This window comes from Mesorhizobium sp. WSM3864, assembly GCF_002294955.1.
Lineage (GTDB): Bacteria > Pseudomonadota > Alphaproteobacteria > Rhizobiales > Rhizobiaceae > Mesorhizobium.
This window is the reverse complement of record NZ_NSGD01000030.1, coordinates 13165-31313: the sequence shown is the minus strand read 5'-3', so window position 1 is coordinate 31313 and position 18149 is coordinate 13165. Positions and strand designations below refer to the sequence as shown.

Sequence of the window (18149 nt, the reverse complement as noted above, 5' to 3'; positions counted from 1 at the left end):
ACCTGTTCGACCCGCTACAGTGCAGAAACTTCTTCAAAGCTGCCGGATATGAGGCCAATTAAACGCGACGTGCTTTAACGCCTGACGCCTATTTTGGCGAGCAAGGCAGTCAGCAATTGTGCGCCCGTCATAGCCGGCAGCGCCGTCTGTTGGCGCTCGCCTCTAGTGCCGCGGCGTCGAAACCCAATTTAATTCGCACACAAATGTTTCAGGCCGCTCCGGCTTCGTGAAGCATTTCACCGTCTGCGCGCAATCGCCTGGTTACAGACGCACCTCAAAAGCGGCGCCCGGAGGGCGGCCGCCAATTCTGCCGCTGCTTTGTGGAGGTTGCGATGTTTAAGAGCCTTAACCGAATCCGCGCCGCGTTCGCGCAGGCGAGCAGGCGCCGCAGGACGACGCGGGAGCTGAACGAACTGCCGCCGGAGATCCGCAAGGACATCGGATGGCCCGATACGGCCCGGGACGACGAGATTCGATTGCCGTTCTAGTGCATGTTGCCCAAGAGTGCGGAACGGTTTTGGGATATGGGCATGCGTCAGCAAAGCTCGGCCTGCGGTGACGTGATGCCGGCAGCACGGGACGACCAACACGCCGTCCGCGCTGCCTGGCCAGGCCGTCAGCCGGCGGGCTTGTAGGCGCCGGCAGCCTTGTTGGCGGCAGCGAGCACCGCCTTCATGTCGAGTTCTTCGAGGACGACCAGCTCGCTCAACGAGCCGCTCGCGCGCACGGCAAGAGCCATGCCCATCCCGGCGACCTGGTCCGGCACCTCGCCATTGACGACGACGTCGTAAATGCCGCGCGTGAACATGACGCTGCTCATCCTGCCGCCGACGCTTTCAAAGAGCGCCTGGATTGCAGCTTCGCGGTTCGATCCCTGCATCAGCCCTTTGGCGGCATGGGGTTCGTAACTTGCCAGTATGGTGACCTTCATGGCTATCTCCTCCAAATATCATTGCCTCAGGCTGCTCAATGGTTTGAGCAGCCGAGGTGCTTGTTGTTTCACTGACATTTGACCTGGTCACGGACCGCCCGGGCACCATGGCCAACAGGCGGTTCAGCCGGAGCACGGCTTCGGCTTGCGACAATATGCGCCTATTCTAATATTACGACAATCCCGCGATGAGCGGACCGCCGTCGTGTCAGATATCTCCGTCAGGATATGTGGGCCAAATGTCGTCAGAGCGATGCGCCATGGCCGTTTTGTGTATTCACGCGACGGACGTGGCCTGATAATAGGTCAACGAAGCTGACCTAAATGCTACCCCTGAACGAAGCACTGCGGGAGGTGCGCTTTGACCCTGTTGAACCTTCTGGCCTCGCGCTCCTCGCGCATGAAGGCCTCGGAAATCCGCGAGCTCCTGAAGCTGCTCGACCAGCCCGACATCATCTCATTCGCCGGCGGTATTCCCGATGCCTCGCTGTTTCCGGCCGAGGCCATCGGCGATGCCTATCAGGCCGTGCTCGGCGGCGCGGAAGCGGGAGCCGCGCTGCAATACCAGGTCAGCGAAGGTTTTCTGCCGCTGCGCAAATGGCTGGCCGGCTATATGGGCAGGCTCGGCATCCGATGCGACGAGGGCAACATCTTCATCACCTCCGGCTCGCAGCAGGCACTCGATTATCTCGGCAAGCTGTTTCTGTCGCCCGGCGACACCGCGCTGGTCACCTGGCCGACCTATCTCGGCGCGCTGCAGGCCTTCAACGCCTACGAGCCGCGTTACGACCGGCTGAACATTGCCGGCGGCAACATGACGCCGGATGCCTATGGCGCGGCCGCCGCGGCTAACGGCGGCAAAGTGAAATTCGCCTATCTGGTGCCGGATTTCGCCAACCCGACCGGCAACACTCTGGATAGCAAGCGGCGCGAGGCGGTGCTCGACCTCGCCGGCGAGCTCGACATCGCCGTCATCGAGGACGCCGCCTATCGGGCACTGCGCTATGATGGCGAGGCGGTGCCGCCGATTCTGGCGCTGGATTGTGCCCGCTCGGGCGGCGTCGACAATGCCCGCACGCTCTATTGCGGCTCCTTCTCCAAGATCCTGTCCCCAGGCATGCGCGTCGGCTGGGTCTGCGCCCCGCGCCATGTGGTGGAAAAGCTGGTGCTGATGAAACAGGCCTCCGATCTGCACAGCCCCTCGATCAACCAGATGGTCATGCATCGCGTTGCCGAGACCATCTTCGACGCCCAGGTGGAGAAGCTGATCGGTGCCTATCGCCGTCGCCGCGACGCGTTGCTCGGCGCGCTCGAGGAAAACATGCCGGACGGCATTTCCTGGAGCCGGCCGGAAGGCGGCATGTTCGTCTGGCTGACGCTGCCCGAAGGCACTGACGCCACCGCGTTGCTGGCGCGTTCGGTGCAGGAGGCGCGCGTCGCCTTCGTGCCGGGCAACGCCTTTTATGCCGACGGCACCGGCCGCAACACGCTGCGCATGTCCTTCACGCTGGCCGACGACCGCGCGGTGGGCGAGGGCGTGCCGCGATTGGCGAAGCTGCTGAGGTAGCCAATTCCCTCAAAGAGAGATCGACAGCCGGCTATCACCTCCTTCTCGCGCAGGCGTGATTGGTAGTGCGCAGCCGTGATTATAGCCCCGCCGATTCTTCGGCTAGGGTCGCGGCCGATCCAACACCCCCTGGATCGGCAGGCAGCGAAGTCCCACCTTCAAGGCCTCAACGAAAGAGCCCCGACGGCTTCCACCGGCGGGGCTTTTTTGTGTCGGCGATCCGGCGCGAATCGAAACCGCCCTACTTGTTGCAGTTCTGCATGTTCGAGGTCGTATTGCCGCTGGCCGTGTTGTTGTCGGTATCGTTGGCGCCCGTATCCTTGCAGCGATCCTGCATGCCAGCCGGCTGGTTCGTCGAATTCGTGGAATTCATGGAATTCGTGGAATTCGTGGTGGTCGTATCCGTGCCGGGGGTTGCCGGCGTGGTAACCGTGGCACCGCCCGTCGCACTGCCCGAGGCGCCGCCAGTCGTGCCCGAGACGCCGCCCGAAACGCTGCCGCTGGCGTCGCCGCTTGCACCGGCTGTCTGAGCCATGGCGCCCGAGGTCGCGAGCGCCAGGGTAAGAACGGAAGCTGCGAAAATCTTCTTCATCATCAGGAAATCTCCATTGGTTTGCATCGTTGACTAAGTTTCCAACGGAGCTTTCCAAGGGATGTTCCGGCTGAAAAAATTCGTGAAGAACCGCATAGCTCTGTTTTTCTGAGCCAACAGTCAGATCGCGTGGCGGCACTTTCAGGAAGGGCCGGCAAGGACAAATCGTGTCGCCCGGGTTGGCGAGAGGGGGGATAGTATGCACGCATCGCCGCGCGTGACACTGGTCATCCGCAGTGCTCCGGATCCTCTGCTTGTGGGGGAGATCGGCAGCTCCGGCGCCTGCCGGCCCGTCATGCAAAGTTGCTCGGCTCCGGCGCGCCTTTCGGATAGACTTTGGGCAATCCAAGTAGAAGGAGTGAAGCCATGACTTCGCGCCTCGGCCTGATTGGACTTGCCCTCGCTGCCTTCGCCACCCCGGCATCCGCCTTCGAGATCTCCAGCCCGTCGGTTTCCAACGACAAGTGGGACGCAAAATATCTCGGCGACAAGCCCGGATGCGGCGGCAAGAGCGTCTCGATCGCGCTTGCCTGGACAGACCCGCCGGCGGGCACCAGAAGCTACGCGCTCACCATGTTCGATCCCGATGCCAACGACGGTAAGGGGTTTTGGCATTGGCTTGCCTGGAACATCCCGGCAAGCGCCAAGGGCCTCGCCGAAGGCGCCGGCTCCAAAGGCGGCAAGCGCCTGCCGAAGGGCACGGTGTCCGGCACGGGCGGCGTCGGTCGCGCCGGCTATTTCGGCCCATGTCCGCCGCCCGGCAGCGGCACGCACCACTATGTCTTCACGCTCTATGCGCTGAGTGAGGCGAAGCTGCGCACGCCGGAAAATCCGTCGCCCGAAATGGTGTCGGTCGCGGCGAAGAGCCAGGCGCTGGCGGAGGCCAGTGTGACCTACACCTACGGGAGGTAGCTGATCTTCCCCCCTTGAGGGCCCTTGAGGGGGAGGTGTCGCCGAAGGCGACAGAGGGGGCGGCGCGCACCATGCGCCAACTTGCCCTCTTATTGTTCGTCGGGCGTCGGCGCTCCAGGCGCAGCGACCCGCTCTGGCCTGCCGGCCATCTCCCACGCAAGGGGAAATCAGCAGCTCACTCCGCCGCTTGCAACCTGTCCTGCGTCTTCGTCTCGAAATCGCTGGCGTCGTGGCGCTCGTGCAGCTGGGAGGCCGGATCGCCGGAGATGCGGTTGACCATGCGGCCGCGCCTTACCGCCGGCCTGGCGTCGATCGCGTCGGCCCAGCGCTGCACGTGCTTATATTCATGCACGGCGAGGAACTGCGCGGCATCGTTGTAGCTGCGGCCTTTGGCGAGCCCGCCATACCAGGGCCAGACCGCCATGTCGGCGATGGTGTAATCCGGCCCGGCGAGATACTCGCTTTCGGCCAGCCGCCGATCCAGCACGTCCATCTGCCGCTTGGTTTCCATGGCGAAGCGGTCGATGGCGTATTCGATCTTCTCCGGCGCATAGGCGTAAAAATGCCCGAAGCCGCCGCCGAGATAGGGCGCCGAGCCCATCTGCCAGAACAGCCACGAGAAGGTTTCGGCCCGCGCTGCACGCTCCGTCGGCAGAAACTCGCCGAATTTTTCCGCCAGATAGGTGAGGATCGAGCCCGACTCGAACACGCGCACCGGCTTCGGCTCGCTGCGGTCCATCAGCGCCGGGATCTTGGAGTTCGGGTTGACCTCGACGAAGCCCGAGCCGAACTGGTCGCCGTCATTGATGCGGATCAGCCAGGCGTCGTATTCGGCGCCCTTGTGGCCGCGCGCCAGCAACTCCTCCAGCATGATCGTCACCTTCTGGCCGTTGGGCGTGGCCAGCGAATAGAGCTGCAGCGGATGCTTGCCGACAGGCAATTCCTTCTCGTGCGTCGGCCCGGCGACTGGCCGGTTGATGGAGGCGAAGGTGCCGCCACTCGGCTTGTTCCAGGTCCAGACTTTCGGCGGGTTGTACTGGTTCATCTCGGGAGGCCTTGTTGCTGTGGGCGGGATGCGGGGTTCGTTGCGCAAGATTTAGGTGCGGTTGCGCGGGCGTCAAAGAAAAAAGTTCAAATTTCGTTGAACTAATGCTTGGGCCAGCAGCGCCCCGCCTTCTCCCTCAGGGACAGATGCCCTTGCACCGCGTCCCTTTGGCCATACTTATAGAAAAAGACCCGTAATTCAGGATCGACGATGACCATCGAAAAAATCTCGCGCTCCGTCGTGGCCGTGCGCGCCACGGTTCCGGACGACGCCTTTACCGCCAATGCGCTGGGCACGCGCCGCGAGGGCAGCGGCGTGGTGATCCGCGACAACGGGCTGGTTCTCACGATCGGCTATCTCATCACCGAGGCCGAGGAGGTCTGGCTGACCGACCAGGACGGCCGCGTGGTTGCGGCGCATGCGCTGGCGTATGACCAGGAGACCGGCTTCGGCCTGGTGCAGGCGCTGGCGCCGCTCGGCCTGCCGGCGGTCAAGTTCGGCAACCCCAGGAAGGCCAATATCGGCGACGCCGTGACGCTTGCCGACGGCATCGGCCAGCAGGTCGACGCCCACATCGTCACCAAGCAGGAATTCGCCGGCTATTGGGAATATCTCATCGACGAGGCGATCTTCACCGCGCCGGCGCATCCCTCGTGGGGTGGTGCTGCGCTGTTCGACCGTGACGGCAAGCTGCTCGGCGTCGGCTCGCTGCGCCTGCAGATGAGCCGCGCCGGCGAGGTCGCCGACATCAACATGATCGTGCCGATCGACCTTCTGACGCCGATCCTCGACGACCTGGTCAAGCGCGGCCAGGTCGCCAAGCCGCCGCGCCCGTGGCTCGGCGCCTTCTCGGCGGAGTCGAACGGCATGGTGGTGGTGATGAGCGTCGCCGAAGGTGGTCCTGCGGCAAAGGCGGGCCTTCGCCAAGGCGACATCATCTCCGACGTGCGCGACGGCGAGGTTGACGGTCTCGCCGACTTCTATCGAAAACTCTGGCAAAACCCGGCCGGCGCGGAAATTCCGTTGCGCGTCGTGCGCGACGGCCGTGAGACCTGGCTTCGCGTAAAATCGGCCGACCGCAACTCCTTCCTCAAGAAGCCGCAGCTGCAGTAACGTGCATCCAAGGCTGCTGAAGACCTTTCTCGCGGTCGCGCGCACACGCAACGTCACGCGCGCGGCGGGCGAGCTCAATCTCGCGCAGTCGAGCGTCAGCGACCAGATCCAGTCGCTCGAGGCCGAGCTGGGCGCGACGCTGTTCACACGGTCGCGGCAAGGGCTGGACCTGACCCCGGCCGGCGAGGCGCTGCAAGCTTACGCCGAGGAATTGCTGGCGCTCGCCGACGACGCCCGGGCCGCCATCGATGCCACCAAGGCCGAGACGGCCGGCAGCTTGTCGATCGGCGCGCTCGAGACGATCGCTTCGGCAAAACTTCCCGGCTGGCTCGCCGATTTCCAGGCCGTTCATCCCGACATGGACATCAGGCTGAAAATCGCAGGCAGCGGCGAGTTGCGCCGCAGGCTGGGAGAGGGCGGGATCGACGTCGCCTTCTGCTTCGACAGACCGGGCGCCAGCGAGCCCGACGAGCGCTTCGCCAGGCGCCCCGTCGCGGCCGAGCCGCTGGTGCTGATCGCGCCGCCGGGCGAGAACCGGGCGGATGTCGATCTGGCAGAGCTTGCCGAAAAGCGTTTCGTCGCCACCGAAACCGGATGCGTCTACCGCGTCATGGTCGACACGGCCTTCACCGAGGCGGGCCTCGGCGGACCGAAGCTCGCGGCCGAGGCTGGCAGCATTGACGCCATCGCCGGCTTGGTGGCGGCCGGCGCCGGCTTCGGCCTTGTGCCGCGGCTGGCGGTCGCCGCGGCGCTCGATCGCGGCGAGGTGGCCGAGATCGCATGGCCGGGCCCGATCCGCTCGGCGGAGCTGGTCATGGTCTGGCGGCGCCGGCGCGTCCAGCCGCCGGCGCTGAAGCTCTTGCTCGCGGCGATGGGCGAAAACTTCGCGCTCGTCAGACCAGCCGCTGCCCGCCCTCGACATGCAGCGTCGTTCCCGTCGTAAAGCCGTTGCCCATCAGGAAGCGGATCGCGTCCGCAATGTCCTCCGGCCGTCCGACCCGTCCCGCCGGCAGGCGCTTCGCCATCGCGGCAAGCGTCTCGTCCTTCGCATCGCCGGCAACGAATTGCCAGATCGGCGTGTCGACCCAGCCGGGCGAGACGGCATTGACTCGGATCGGCGCCAGCTCGATGGCCAAGGCCCGCACCAGCCCTTCGAGCCCGGCGTTGACGGCCGCGACCACCGAGCCGCGCGCGGCCGGGCGGTAGGCGGCAATGCCGGAGACGAAGGTGAGCGAACCATTGGCCGAAAGTTTCGGCGCGCCATGCTTGGCCAACAGCAGCGGCCCGTAGAACTTGCTGTCGACAACCTTTTGCGCCGCCGAAAGCTCGATCTCGGGCAAAAGCCGGTAGGCGCCTTCGATATCGGCCGCCGTGCTGACGATATGCTCGAGCCGGCCGATGCGCGCGAACAGCGCCGCGACCTCGGCCTCGCGGCTGATGTCTACCATCGCCGTTGCCAGCGCGGCCGGGCGATCGAGCTCATCGCGCGCAGCGTTCAGCCTCGCTGCATTACGCCCGGCGATGATGACGCCGGCGCCTTCGTCGAGGCAGCGCCTGGCAAGCGCCAGCCCCATGCCCGAACCGCCGCCGACGATCAGGATTTTTGTCTCATCCATGTCCATGCCTTTCCTTTGCATGGACGGTGATGTGGCAGGCCGGCACCCGCAAGGGAAACGGAAGAAACTGATAGTGTTATCGGAGAGTCCGATGGTTGGCTGGCGCGGCTCTGATAATTCAGCCAGCAGGGCAGACGGCGCGCGAAGGAACGCGGCCTTAAACTCCCACGACTATAAGCCAAAGCGGCGACGACGACTCGACAGGATTGGCGGGACAGCGCGCCCTCTGGCCTGCCGGCCGTCTCCCAACAAAGGGGAAGATCGGAGCCTCGGCTCACGCAAAAGAAGGAACACCGATGGCCCCCATCAAGGTCGACCCGAGCAAGGTCCACGAGTTCTCGGACGCTGAAAGCTTCTACGCCTGGCTCAGCCAAAACCACGCCGGCGAAAGCGAGGTCTGGATCAAGATCCACAAGGTTGGCTCTGGCCTTCCTTCGATCACGCCGAAGGAAGCGATCGACGTCGTGCTCTGCTTCGGCTGGATCGATGCGGTGCGCAAGTCGCTCGACGAGAAGAGCTTTCTGCAGCGCTACACGCCGCGCGGCAGGAAGAGCATCTGGAGCAGGATCAACGTCGACAACGTCGCGCGCTTGATCGAAGAGGGCCGCATGACGGAGCATGGCCTGCGCGAAGTCGAGGCGGCCAAAGCCGATGGCCGCTGGGACCGCGCCTATGGCGGCTCGAAAGAGATGGCAATTCCGCCCGACCTGCAGGCCGCGATCGATGCCGAACCGAAGGCCAAAGCGATGCTGGCAAAGCTTTCGGCGCAGAACCGTTTCGCGCTCGCCTTCCGCGTCCACAACATGAAGACCGAGGCGGGGCGCAAGAAGAAGATCGAGACGTTCGTCGAAATGCTGAAGCGCGGCGAGACGATCTATCCGCAGAAGAAGTAAGGCACGATCCGGACCGGACGACCGCGCCAGCGACCTGGTAAGCAAAAACGCCGCCTTTGAGGGACGGCGTTTCCGGGAAGCGATGATCCCGAACCCTGTTGAAGCGGTCCGGGATCATCCGGTCATGAAGTTTTTGGCCAATTGCTGAAAAGCCAAAAGCCGGCGACGCGCCTTATGCGGCGAGCTTCTTGCCGTGCTTCTTGTGGGTACGCTTCTTGGTGTGGTGCTTCACATGATGCTTCTTGGCGTGATGCTTCGAGTGCTTCTTCACGTGATGCTTGCGGGCGTGACGGCGATGATGCTTGGCATGCCTCTTGTGCGGGCCGTTGGCGTCCGGCTTGGCCGTCTCGGTGGCCGCAGCCGGAGCCGCGGTGGTCGTCGTGGTCGCAGCCGTCGTGGTCGTGGCAGCGTTGGCTTCGGTAGTGCCGAGCGCCGGCACCGCGAAAGCAAGCGCTACCGCCAGGCCGAGAACGGAGAGAAGGGTCTTTTTCATAAGTCGGCATTCCTTTTTCGAAGATCGATATCAGGTTGTCGCTGGCCGTAGTTCGGCTGCTCCGGTGCCGCTTATGACAGCCGGTCTTTTCGCGAGTTTTTCCGGGCTGTTGAATCTTGTTTCCGGATTGTGTCTGGCGGGAAGGGGGCGCGTGCTGGTCAATTCGATCTGCCCCGGTTGGGTCGCGACATGGGCGGCCCCGGCGGCCGCCCCGTCGCGCAAGGCGCGGCCGGCATCGTCTGCGCCGCAACCTTGCCCGACGGTCCGACCGGCGGCTTTTTCGCGACGGCAAGCGGCTGCCGTGGTGAAGGGGCACCATGCTGCCCCCACCCATCCGCATGCTACGAAAATAGCATTCCCGGCTAGCGAAATGTGATGCTAGGCTCGCGCCCGTGCACCCAAGGCGCGCGGCGGCCCAGCCGCAAACGAGCAGGCCCGCAAGAATAGGAGTGGCAGGCGGGATCGAGGCGTCAATCCACAATCCGACGGAACTGTTGAACCATTGCGAGGTCCGCCGCGTTTCCCGTGGTTGGCCACAAGGGAGGAACTACCAGTGAAAGCATCCTATCTCGTCTCCGCCGCGCTCATTGCGGCATCCGCAATGCCGGCGGCGGCTGGCGAAATCTCGGACGGCAAGGTGAAGATCGGCATCTTGAACGACCAGTCCGGCGTCTATGCCGATTTCGGCGGCAAATGGTCGGTCGAGGCCGCCAAGATGGCGGTCGAGGATTTCGGCGGCAAGGTGCAGGGCGCGCCGATCGAGATCGTCAGCGCCGACCACCAGAACAAGCCGGACATCGCCTCCAACATCGCGCGCCAGTGGTACGACACCGAGCAGGTCGATGCGATCATGGAGCTCACCACGTCTTCCGTCGCGCTCGCCGTCCAGGGGCTTTCCAAGGAAAAGAAGAAGATCGACATCGTCACCGGCGCCGCCTCCACCGACCTCACCGGCAAGCAGTGCTCGCCCTATGGTTTCCACTGGGCCTACGACACCCACTCCCAAGCGGTCGGCACCGGCGGCGCACTGGTGCAGCAGGGCGGCGACAGCTGGTATTTCATCACCGTCGACTATGCATTCGGCTATTCGCTGAAGGACCAGACCGCCAAGCTCGTGGAATCCAGTGGCGGCAAGGTGCTGGGCGAGGTGCGCTATCCGCTTGGCTCCACCGACTATTCCTCCTTCCTGCTGCAGGCGCAGTCCTCCGGCGCCAAGATCATCGGCCTAGCTAATGCCGGCCTCGACACCTCGAACTCGATCAAGCAGGCGGCCGAGTTCGGCATCGTCGCCGGCGGCCAGCGGTTGGCGGCGCTGCTCTTCACGCTGGCCGAGGTGCATGGCCTTGGCCTGCAGGCGGCGCAGGGCGTTGTGCTGACGGAAGGCTATTACTGGGACCGCGACGATGTGAGTCGCGATTTCGCGCAACGCTTCTTCAAGCGCACCAACCGCATGCCAAACATGATCCAGGCCGGCACCTATTCGGCGGTGACGCAGTATCTGAAGGCCATCGACAAGGCCGGCACCGACGAGACCGAAGCGGTGGCCAAGCAATTGCATGAGATGCCGGTCAACGACGTGTTCACGGTGAACGGCAAGGTGCAGGCCGACGGCTCGATGGTGCACGACATGTATCTCTACCAGGTCAAGAAGCCGGAGGAGAGCAAGAAGGACTGGGACTACTACACCTACCTGGCGACCATTCCCGGCGACAAGGCCTTCATGAAAGCCGAGGACAGCGGCTGCCCGCTCGTCAGCAAGTGACGCTCGACACCGCCACCGCCGTCCGCCGGGACGGCATCGACCAGACGCCGCGGGTGGTGCTTTCCGCCCGCGGCTTGCGGCGCGACTTCGCCGGATTCGTCGCCGTGAAGGATGTCGATCTCGACGTCCATCACGGCAGGATCCATGCCTTGATCGGCCCGAACGGCGCCGGCAAGACCACCATCTTCAACCTGTTGACCAAATTCCTGCAGCCGACCAGCGGCACCATCCAGCTGCTCGGCACCGACATCACCCGCACGCCGCCGGCCAAGGTGGCGCGCATGGGCCTTGTACGCTCCTTCCAGATATCGGCGATCTTTCCGCATCTCAGCGTCCTCGACAATGTGCGCGTCGCGCTGCAGCGTCCGGGCGGACTGGGCTATCAGTTCTGGCGCCCGGTCTCGGCGCTGGACCAGCTGACGCCCCGAGCGCGCGAGCTGCTCGCCATAGTCGGGCTCGACGACGCCGCGCATCGGCTGGCGGGCGATCTCTCCTACGGCAGGAAGCGTGTGCTGGAAATCGCCACCACGCTGGCGCTCGATCCAAAAGTTCTGCTGCTCGACGAGCCGATGGCCGGCATGGGGCATGAGGATGTCGGCACGATCTCAGGCATCATCCGGTCGCTGGCGAAAGACCGCGCCGTGCTGATGGTCGAGCACAACCTCACCGTCGTTGCCGATCTCTGCGACTGGATCACCGTCATGCAGCGCGGCCAGGTGCTTGCCGCCGGCGACTACGCGACTGTGAGCCAGGACGAGCGAGTGCGCGTCGCCTATATGGGGACCGAGCATGAGTGAGCCGCTGCTTGCCGTGCGCGACCTTCATGCCTGGTACGGCGAGGGCCATGCGCTGCACGGCGTCAACCTCGAAGTCCTGCGCGGCGAGACGGTTACGCTGCTTGGCCGCAACGGCGTCGGCAAGACGACGACGCTGCGCGCCATCATGGGCCTGATCCGCAAGCGGACAGGCTCCGTCACTTTCAATGGCAAGGACCTGATCCGCCTGCCGCTGCACCGCGTCGCCCATCAGGGCATCGGTTTCGTGCCGGAGGAGCGCGGCATCTTCGCCACGCTCACCGTCGACGAAAATCTGATCCTCCCGCCGGTGGTGGCCAAGGGCGGCATGAGCGTGGAGGAGATCTTCGACCTCTTCCCCAACCTCAAGGAACGTCGCAACAGCCAGGGCACGAAGCTTTCCGGCGGCGAGCAGCAGATGCTGGCGATCGCCCGCATCCTGAGAACCGGCGTCGAAATGCTTTTGCTCGACGAGCCGACCGAGGGCCTGGCACCGGTCATCGTCCAGCGCATCGGCGAATTGCTGGCGGCGCTGAAGAAGCGCGGCATGACCATCCTTTTGGTCGAGCAGAATTTCCGCTTCGCCGCCCGCATCGCCGATCGCTTCTACCTGATGGATCACGGCAAGGTGGTGGAAGGTTTCCCGGTCGGCCAGCTTTCCGCGCACACCGACAAACTGCACGAGGTGCTGGGGGTATGATGGCCAAATGACCATGATCTTCGGCATCCCCATCCAAGCCTTGCTCGGCCAACTGCTTGTCGGCCTGATCAACGGCTCTTTTTACGCCATGCTCAGCCTCGGGCTGGCCGTCATCTTCGGGCTCTTGCGCATCATCAATTTCGCCCATGGCGCGCTCTATATGTTCGGCGCCTTCATCGGCTATCTGCTGCTCGTCCATCTCGGCATCGGCTACTGGCCGGCGCTGATCATCGTGCCTTTGGCCGTGGGCCTGTTCGGCATCGTGGTGGAGCGTGTAGCGCTGTCGCGGCTCTACCGGCTCGACCCGCTCTATGGCCTGCTTTTCACCTTCGGCCTTGCGCTGGTCATCGAAGGCGTGTTCCGCTTCTATTATGGCGTCTCCGGCAATCCTTACGCGGTGCCGACCCTGCTTGCCGGGGGCACCAATCTCGGCTTCATGTTCCTGCCCAATTACCGCGGCTGGGTGGTGGTGGCCTCGCTCATCGTCTGCATCGGCACCTGGCTGCTGATCGAAAAGACCAGGCTCGGCTCCTATCTGCGCGCCGCCACGGAGAACCCCGAGCTGGTGCAGGCTTTCGGCGTCAACGTGCCGCTGCTGCTGACGCTCACTTATGGGCTGGGCGCAGCACTTGCCGGGCTGGCCGGCATCCTTGCGGCGCCCGTCTACCAGGTCAGCCCGCTGATGGGATCGGACCTCATCATCGTCGTCTTTGCCGTCGTCGTGGTCGGCGGCATGGGCTCGATCCTCGGCGCCATCGTCACCGGCTACATGCTCGGCCTCGCCGAGGGCCTGACCAAAGTTTTCTATCCGGAGGCCTCGAACCTGGTGGTCTTCGTCATCATGGCGATCGTGCTTTTGCTCCGCCCCGCGGGCCTGTTCGGAAGGGACGCGTAAGATGAGCGAGGCGACCCTTCACGCAGAGCGCGCCGCTGCCTCCGTCCGGCTGGAACGGGCGCTTGTGGCGCTGGGGATCATGGCGCTCGTCGCCGCCCCCTTCGTCATCTATCCGATCTTCGTCATGAAGATGCTGTGCTTCGCGCTGTTCGCCTGCGCCTTCAACCTGCTGCTCGGCTACACCGGGCTGCTTTCCTTCGGCCACGCCGCCTTCTTTGGCGGCGCCGCCTATTTCTGCGCCTATGCCGTGAAAGCCTGGGGCTGGCCGCCGGAGGCCGGCATCCTGCTCGGCGCTGCGGGCGCGGCAGGCATGGGCCTCGTCGTCGGCTTCCTCGCCATCCGCCGGCAAGGCATCTATTTCGCCATGATCACGCTGGCTATGGCGCAGATGTTCTATTTCTTCTGCGTGCAGGCGCCCTTCACCGAAGGCGAGGACGGCATCCAGGGCGTGCCGCGGGGCCATCTCTTCGGCATGCTCGACCTCAACGTGCCGATGAACATGTATTTCTTCGTGCTCGCCATCTTCCTGATAGGCCTTTTCGCCATCTGGCGCATCGTCAACTCGCCCTTCGGCATGATCCTGCGCTCGATCCGCGAGAACGAGAACCGTGCCATTTCGCTCGGCTATTCCGTCGGCCGCTACAAGCTCGCCGCCTTCGTCATGTCGGCGGCCCTTGCCGGCCTCGCCGGCGCGGTGAAGGCGATCGTCTTCCAGTTCGCGACCCTCACCGACGTCACCTGGCAGATGTCGGGCGAGGTCATCCTGATGACGCTTCTCGGCGGCATCGGCACCATGGTCGGCCCGGTGGTCGGCGCCGGCCTCGTCGTCGGCCTTGAGAACACCCTTGCCACCTCCGGCTTCCCTGTGACGATAGCGACCGGCGTGATCTTCATGGTCTGCGTGCTGATCTTCCGGCGCGGGATCGTTGGGGAGATCTATGCGCGGTTGCTGGGGAGGGAGGGCGGCAAGAGCTCTTAAGCAGCCGCCTCGAACCGTTTAATTTCCTTGAGCTCTTCCTGCAGCGACGCGCCCTCCACGGCCAGGTCGTAACTGGCTTGCATGTTCATCCAGAACTGTGGCGTGGTGCCAAAGAATTTGGCGAGACGCAGAGCGGTGTCCGGCGTAACGGGCGTGGTCTCGTTGGCGAGGCGCTCGATACGGGTACGTGGGACGTGAAGCTTTTTCGCCAGGGTGTAGGGCTTCAGGTCGAGTGGCTCAAGGAACTCGACCCGCAATATCTCGCCGGGATGAATAGGCTTATCGAGGTTGATCATTGGTTCCGCTCCTGAGCTGGTTGGTTTAGCTAATGGTAGTCGGTGATCTCCACATTGTCCGCTCCTCCATCGGTCCACCGAAAGCAAACACGAAATTGGTCGTTGATACGGATTGAGTACTGACCGGCGCGATCGCCCTCAGCGCTTCAAGCCGATTTCCCGGTGGGACTTTGAGGTCGGCCAGTTCGGCTGCGTTGTCCAGCATGAACAGTTTCCGCTGAGCGACACGAATGAGATCTGCCGGAAATCCTTTCGGAGCTTTGCCTGTCGAAATCGCTTCAGTGGTCTTGTCTCTGAACGAACGTATCATCCACTGCCCCTCGCAACGTATCTTTGCATGATACGTCTGCGAGATCAAGCGCAGAGTATCATGCCGCGATACGAAATGCCCCGAGGGATCATGTTGAGTGAGGTGCGGCCACCGGCACCTCCAGCCCGACCTTCACCCGATCCATCGCAACGAACGTGCGAAACCGCCTGACGTTGTTGTTCTCAAAAAACAATCGCCGGGTCAGCGCCTCGTAGTCGGCCATCGTCGCCACGGTGACGACCAGGATGAAGTCGGCCTCGCCGGTCACGTAATAGCATTGCTGCACTTCCGGCACCGCGGCGAAGCCGCGCTTGGCGGCGTCGATCAGCTCGGCCCGCTCGCTCTCCACCTCGACCTCGACGAAGATGGTGATCGGATGGCCGACCTTGGCCGGATCGACCAGCGCGACATTGGCGCGGATGACGCCCATTTCCTCCATGCGCTTGATGCGCCGCTGCACGGCTGGCGCCGAGAGGTTCACCGTCTCGCCGATAACGCGCTGGGGCGTGCTGTTGTCCTTCTGCAGGATGGCGAGGATGGCGCGGTCGAAAGCGTCGAGGTCGGGCAAAATGGACATGACGGCACCTAAACGAAACAAACTTGCATTTCAGGCGCTGAAACAGAGCGCCTTTCTCGCTGGACTTGCAATAAATTTCAGCCAACTAGACAGAGAAAGCCGATCCATGTTCCTGCTCAACCACCACCCGACCCATCGCCAGCCGCTGACCGAAGAAGACGCCGCGACGCTTGGGCTCGCCGGAGCCGCCGAGGCCGAGCGCTTCCTGGCCGCACGCGAAAACCATGCCGAGACGCCGCTGCATGCCTTGCCGGCGCTGGCCGGCGAACTCGGCATCGCCGCGCTCCACGTCAAGGATGAGGGCAAGCGCCTCGGCCTCGGCAGCTTCAAGGCGCTGGGCGGCGCCTACGCCGTCATCCGACTGGTGCTGGAAGAGGCCGAGGAACGGCTCGGCCGCGCCATCGAGGTCGCGGAACTGCATGGGCCCGACGTGAAGGCGATTGCGGCCGGGATGACGTTCGCCTGCGCGACCGACGGCAATCATGGACGCTCGGTAGCGCAGGGCGCCGGCCTGCTCGGTGCGCGCTCCGTCATCTTCGTCCATTCGGGCGTCAGCAACGAACGCGTGGCGGCCATCGCCCGCTTCGGCGCCGAGATCGTGCGCATCGCCGGCGACTACGACCAGTCGGTCAGGGAAGCCGCCCGCGTCGCCACCGAGCGCGGCTGGACCGTCCTCTCCGACACATCCTGGCCGGGCTATGAGCGCATCCCGGGGCTGGTGATGCAGGGCTACACGGTTATCGTGCGCGAAGCGCTGAGGCGCTTGCCGAAGTCGCCCACCCACGTCTTCCTGCAGGCCGGCGTCGGCGGCCTCGCCGCGGCGGTGGCCGGCCATTTCGCCATCGTGCTTGGCGAGGATCGCCCTGCGGCAATCGTGGTCGAGCCCGCGCGGGCGGCGTGCGTCTACGCCACCGCGAAGGCGGGGCGTCCAGTCGCGATCGCGCACAGCAAGCCCACGGTGATGGCGATGCTCGAGTGTTATGAGCCGTCGCTCGCAGCCTGGCGCGTGCTGTCGCGGCTCGGCGATGCTTTCATGACCGTGGACGAGGACGACGCGGTTTCGGTGATGAACCGCCTGGCGCGACCTTCAGGCACTGATCCGGCGATCGTTTCCGGCGAGAGCGGCGGGGCGGGGCTCGCCGGGCTGATCCGCGCTGCCGGCGACGAGAAGATGCGCGGGGCTCTCGGCCTCGATGCCCAGTCGCGCGTAGTCATCATCAACTCCGAAGGCGCGACCGACCCCGGCCGCTATGCCGAGCTGGTCGGGATGGCGCCGGACGAGGTTGCGCTGGCGAGGCAGCCGGCATGAGCAATCTGACGATCAATGCCGACCGCCTGCTTGGCCGTATCGAGGAGCTCGGCAGCCTCGGTCGCGATACGCAGGGCCGGCTCGTCCGCGTCGCCGCCTCCGACATGGACAAGCTTGGCCGCGACCGCCTTGTCGGTTGGCTGGAAGAGGCAGGGCTCGACGTCGCCATCGATCGCATCTGCAACATCTTCGGCATCTGGCAGGGCGACGCGGATGCCGGCCAGGAACCGGTGATGCTTGGCTCGCACATCGACACGGTGATCGACGCCGGCATCTATGACGGCTGCTACGGCGTGCTTGCCGGCCTCGAAGCGATCGAGAGCCTAAAGGAGGCAGGATTTGCGCCGGCGCGCCCGTTTGTGGTCGCCGCCTTCACCAATGAGGAGGGCGTGCGCTATTCGCCTGATATGATGGGCTCGCTGGTCTTTGCCGGCGGCCGGGATATCGAAGAGGCGCTGGCCTCGATCGGCACCGACGGCTCGGTGCTGGGCAAGGAGTTGGAGCGCATAGGTTATGCCGGCCGACATCAGCCCGGCTTCCTCAAGCCGCATGTCTATGTCGAGCTGCATGTCGAACAGGGGCCGGTGCTGGAGCGCGAGGGCATCGCCATCGGCGCGGTCGAGAACCTGCAGGGCATTTCCTGGCAGCGCATAACCATCGACGGCGTGGCCAACCATGCCGGCACCACGCCGATGTCGATGCGCCAGGATGCCGGCGTCGCCGCCGCGCGGGTGATCAGCTTCCTCGCGGACCGGGCCAGCGCCTCGCCGACACCCACGGTCGCCACCGTCGGCACCATCGCTTTCGAGCCAAACGCGATCAACGTCATCCCGTCGCGGGCGATCTTCACCATCGACCTTCGCGATCCGAACGAAATGCATCTTCGCGAAGCCGAAGCGGCGCTCGCCGCCTTCCTCGACGACCTTGCCGCAAGCGCCGGCGTCACCATCCATGCCGAAAGCCTGGCCCGCTTCGAGCCGGTGACGTTCGATGCCGGCATCGTCTCGCTGATCGAGGATGGCGCCAGAGCCGCCGGCCTCTCCTGCCGGCGCATGACGTCGGGCGCGGGGCACGACGCGCAGATGATTGCCCGTATTGCGCCGTCCGCGATGATCTTCGTGCCGAGCCGGGGCGGCATCAGCCACAATCCGGCCGAGTCCACCGCCGCCGACGAGCTGGTTGCCGGCGCCAATGTCCTGCTTGGCGTCGCCGCCCGGCTGGCAGCCGACTGATCGCGGAACCAAACGTTATGGTTGTCGACGGCAGGTGCTACCAGGCGAAGCACCACCAAAAATAGTCATCTCGAAACGTTGCGTGCCACCAAGGCGGGAATCCGGCGACATCTGATCGAAACAAACTTCAATC

20 protein-coding genes and 1 pseudogene are annotated in these 18149 nt (G+C 64.4%); 13 read left to right on the top strand and 8 right to left on the bottom strand.

The genetic code is table 11. The annotated features are described in order from the left end of the window. Nucleotides 1–332: 332 nt before the first annotated feature. Nucleotides 333–488 (top strand): DUF1127 domain-containing protein, encoded by a 156-nt coding sequence (locus CK215_RS28945; protein ID WP_095824518.1) that lies wholly within the window; start codon nt 333–335, stop codon nt 486–488. A 128-nt stretch (nt 489–616) separates the two neighbouring features. On the opposite strand, the gene CK215_RS28940 is transcribed toward CK215_RS28945, so the two are convergent. Then, entirely contained in the window at nt 617–931 is a 315-nt protein-coding gene (locus CK215_RS28940; protein ID WP_066998476.1) for a GYD domain-containing protein, read from the bottom strand. A 400-nt stretch (nt 932–1331) separates the two neighbouring features. Here CK215_RS28940 and CK215_RS28935 point away from each other — a divergent pair, with 400 nt between their 5' ends. Further along, nucleotides 1332–2498 carry a PLP-dependent aminotransferase family protein gene (locus CK215_RS28935; protein WP_170950428.1) on the top strand — a complete coding sequence of 389 codons (1167 nt, stop codon included), beginning with the start codon at nt 1332–1334 and terminating at the stop codon, nt 2496–2498. Between the two features lie 241 nt (nt 2499–2739). On the opposite strand, the gene CK215_RS28930 is transcribed toward CK215_RS28935, so the two are convergent. Then, a complete protein-coding gene (locus tag CK215_RS28930) occupies nt 2740–3093 on the bottom strand; it encodes a hypothetical protein (RefSeq protein WP_095832956.1) in 354 nt (117 codons plus the stop codon). A gap of 363 nt (nt 3094–3456) precedes the next feature. Here CK215_RS28930 and CK215_RS28925 point away from each other — a divergent pair, with 363 nt between their 5' ends. Next, nucleotides 3457–4002, top strand: coding sequence for a YbhB/YbcL family Raf kinase inhibitor-like protein (locus CK215_RS28925; RefSeq protein ID WP_095832951.1), 546 nt, complete (start codon nt 3457–3459; stop codon nt 4000–4002). Between the two features lie 175 nt (nt 4003–4177). Here the strand turns inward: CK215_RS28925 and yghU are convergent, their stop codons facing one another. Then, complete coding sequence (gene yghU / locus CK215_RS28920; RefSeq protein ID WP_095829505.1) at nt 4178–5047, bottom strand: glutathione-dependent disulfide-bond oxidoreductase; 870 nt, start codon at nt 5045–5047, stop codon at nt 4178–4180. A gap of 210 nt (nt 5048–5257) precedes the next feature. Between yghU and CK215_RS28915 the strand changes: the two genes are divergently transcribed. Together CK215_RS28915 and CK215_RS28910 are read left to right on the top strand one after the other, a co-directional pair. Then, nucleotides 5258–6160, top strand: coding sequence for a S1C family serine protease (locus CK215_RS28915; protein ID WP_095832950.1), 903 nt, complete (start codon nt 5258–5260; stop codon nt 6158–6160). Nucleotide 6161: 1 nt separating this feature from the next. Continuing rightward, entirely contained in the window at nt 6162–7103 is a 942-nt protein-coding gene (locus tag CK215_RS28910) for a LysR family transcriptional regulator (protein WP_095832949.1), read from the top strand. Here the strand turns inward: CK215_RS28910 and CK215_RS28905 are convergent. Continuing rightward, nucleotides 7054–7782 carry an SDR family oxidoreductase gene (locus tag CK215_RS28905; RefSeq protein ID WP_095832955.1) on the bottom strand — a complete coding sequence of 243 codons (729 nt, stop codon included), beginning with the start codon at nt 7780–7782 and terminating at the stop codon, nt 7054–7056. The two genes, CK215_RS28910 and CK215_RS28905, sit on opposite strands and share 50 nt — an antisense overlap. A gap of 290 nt (nt 7783–8072) precedes the next feature. Between CK215_RS28905 and CK215_RS28900 the strand changes: the two genes are divergently transcribed. Continuing rightward, nucleotides 8073–8669, top strand: coding sequence for a YdeI/OmpD-associated family protein (locus tag CK215_RS28900; protein ID WP_095832948.1), 597 nt, complete (start codon nt 8073–8075; stop codon nt 8667–8669). 172 nt (nt 8670–8841) lie between these two features. Here the strand turns inward: CK215_RS28900 and CK215_RS28895 are convergent, their stop codons facing one another. After that, the gene (locus tag CK215_RS28895) at nt 8842–9162 is read right to left on the bottom strand and encodes a hypothetical protein (RefSeq protein ID WP_095832947.1); all 321 of its coding nucleotides are present in this window, start codon (nt 9160–9162) and stop codon (nt 8842–8844) included. A gap of 553 nt (nt 9163–9715) precedes the next feature. On the opposite strand from CK215_RS28895, the gene CK215_RS28885 reads away from it, so the two are divergent. From CK215_RS28885 to CK215_RS28865, 5 genes are read left to right on the top strand one after another with little or no spacing between them, the layout of a single operon-like run. Beyond that, nucleotides 9716–10924 carry an ABC transporter substrate-binding protein gene (locus tag CK215_RS28885; RefSeq protein WP_095832946.1) on the top strand — a complete coding sequence of 403 codons (1209 nt, stop codon included), beginning with the start codon at nt 9716–9718 and terminating at the stop codon, nt 10922–10924. Further along, on the top strand, nt 10921–11721 hold the full coding sequence (locus CK215_RS28880) for an ABC transporter ATP-binding protein (RefSeq protein WP_245418863.1): 801 nt from the start codon (nt 10921–10923) through the stop codon (nt 11719–11721). Before CK215_RS28885 ends, CK215_RS28880 begins: the two co-directional genes overlap by 4 nt. Next, nucleotides 11714–12418 carry an ABC transporter ATP-binding protein gene (locus CK215_RS28875; protein ID WP_095832945.1) on the top strand — a complete coding sequence of 235 codons (705 nt, stop codon included), beginning with the start codon at nt 11714–11716 and terminating at the stop codon, nt 12416–12418. The genes CK215_RS28880 and CK215_RS28875 overlap by 8 nt, the downstream gene beginning before the upstream one ends. 7 nt (nt 12419–12425) lie before the next feature. Beyond that, nucleotides 12426–13313 (top strand): branched-chain amino acid ABC transporter permease, encoded by an 888-nt coding sequence (locus CK215_RS28870; protein ID WP_066998448.1) that lies wholly within the window; start codon nt 12426–12428, stop codon nt 13311–13313. Between the two features lies 1 nt (nt 13314). After that, entirely contained in the window at nt 13315–14292 is a 978-nt protein-coding gene (locus tag CK215_RS28865) for a branched-chain amino acid ABC transporter permease (RefSeq protein WP_067322567.1), read from the top strand. On the opposite strand, the gene CK215_RS28860 is transcribed toward CK215_RS28865, so the two are convergent. The 3 genes and pseudogenes from CK215_RS28860 to CK215_RS28850 all read right to left on the bottom strand — a co-directional run bounded on the left by CK215_RS28860 (nt 14289) and on the right by CK215_RS28850 (nt 15475). After that, the gene (locus tag CK215_RS28860) at nt 14289–14588 is read right to left on the bottom strand and encodes a HigA family addiction module antitoxin (RefSeq protein ID WP_066998444.1); all 300 of its coding nucleotides are present in this window, start codon (nt 14586–14588) and stop codon (nt 14289–14291) included. The genes CK215_RS28865 and CK215_RS28860 overlap by 4 nt on opposite strands. A 29-nt stretch (nt 14589–14617) precedes the next feature. Further along, nucleotides 14618–14898: pseudogene (locus CK215_RS28855) on the bottom strand (type II toxin-antitoxin system RelE/ParE family toxin). A gap of 88 nt (nt 14899–14986) precedes the next feature. Next, nucleotides 14987–15475 carry an Lrp/AsnC family transcriptional regulator gene (locus CK215_RS28850; protein WP_095832944.1) on the bottom strand — a complete coding sequence of 163 codons (489 nt, stop codon included), beginning with the start codon at nt 15473–15475 and terminating at the stop codon, nt 14987–14989. Nucleotides 15476–15581: 106 nt separating this feature from the next. On the opposite strand from CK215_RS28850, the gene CK215_RS28845 reads away from it, so the two are divergent. After that, a complete protein-coding gene (locus tag CK215_RS28845; RefSeq protein ID WP_095832943.1) occupies nt 15582–16784 on the top strand; it encodes a diaminopropionate ammonia-lyase in 1203 nt (400 codons plus the stop codon). After that, complete coding sequence (locus CK215_RS28840) at nt 16781–18016, top strand: Zn-dependent hydrolase (protein ID WP_095832942.1); 1236 nt, start codon at nt 16781–16783, stop codon at nt 18014–18016. Before CK215_RS28845 ends, CK215_RS28840 begins: the two co-directional genes overlap by 4 nt. Nucleotides 18017–18149 lie beyond the last annotated feature (133 nt).

Bases quoted from the DNA above. Each gene is read 5' to 3' on its own strand.
- CK215_RS28945 (WP_095824518.1), top strand. From the start codon at position 333: ATGTTTAAGAGCCTTAACCGAATCCGCGCCGCGTTCGCGCAGGCGAGC.
- CK215_RS28940 (WP_066998476.1), bottom strand. From the start codon at position 931: ATGAAGGTCACCATACTGGCAAGTTACGAACCCCATGCCGCCAAAGGG.
- CK215_RS28935 (WP_170950428.1), top strand. From the start codon at position 1,332: ATGAAGGCCTCGGAAATCCGCGAGCTCCTGAAGCTGCTCGACCAGCCC.
- CK215_RS28930 (WP_095832956.1), bottom strand. From the start codon at position 3,093: ATGATGAAGAAGATTTTCGCAGCTTCCGTTCTTACCCTGGCGCTCGCG.
- CK215_RS28925 (WP_095832951.1), top strand. From the start codon at position 3,457: ATGACTTCGCGCCTCGGCCTGATTGGACTTGCCCTCGCTGCCTTCGCC.
- yghU (WP_095829505.1), bottom strand. From the start codon at position 5,047: ATGAACCAGTACAACCCGCCGAAAGTCTGGACCTGGAACAAGCCGAGT.
- CK215_RS28915 (WP_095832950.1), top strand. From the start codon at position 5,258: ATGACCATCGAAAAAATCTCGCGCTCCGTCGTGGCCGTGCGCGCCACG.
- CK215_RS28905 (WP_095832955.1), bottom strand. From the start codon at position 7,782: ATGGACATGGATGAGACAAAAATCCTGATCGTCGGCGGCGGTTCGGGC.
- CK215_RS28900 (WP_095832948.1), top strand. From the start codon at position 8,073: ATGGCCCCCATCAAGGTCGACCCGAGCAAGGTCCACGAGTTCTCGGAC.
- CK215_RS28895 (WP_095832947.1), bottom strand. From the start codon at position 9,162: ATGAAAAAGACCCTTCTCTCCGTTCTCGGCCTGGCGGTAGCGCTTGCT.
- CK215_RS28875 (WP_095832945.1), top strand. From the start codon at position 11,714: ATGAGTGAGCCGCTGCTTGCCGTGCGCGACCTTCATGCCTGGTACGGC.
- CK215_RS28870 (WP_066998448.1), top strand. From the start codon at position 12,426: ATGACCATGATCTTCGGCATCCCCATCCAAGCCTTGCTCGGCCAACTG.
- CK215_RS28865 (WP_067322567.1), top strand. From the start codon at position 13,315: ATGAGCGAGGCGACCCTTCACGCAGAGCGCGCCGCTGCCTCCGTCCGG.
- CK215_RS28860 (WP_066998444.1), bottom strand. From the start codon at position 14,588: ATGATCAACCTCGATAAGCCTATTCATCCCGGCGAGATATTGCGGGTC.
- CK215_RS28850 (WP_095832944.1), bottom strand. From the start codon at position 15,475: ATGTCCATTTTGCCCGACCTCGACGCTTTCGACCGCGCCATCCTCGCC.
- CK215_RS28845 (WP_095832943.1), top strand. From the start codon at position 15,582: ATGTTCCTGCTCAACCACCACCCGACCCATCGCCAGCCGCTGACCGAA.
- CK215_RS28840 (WP_095832942.1), top strand. From the start codon at position 16,781: ATGAGCAATCTGACGATCAATGCCGACCGCCTGCTTGGCCGTATCGAG.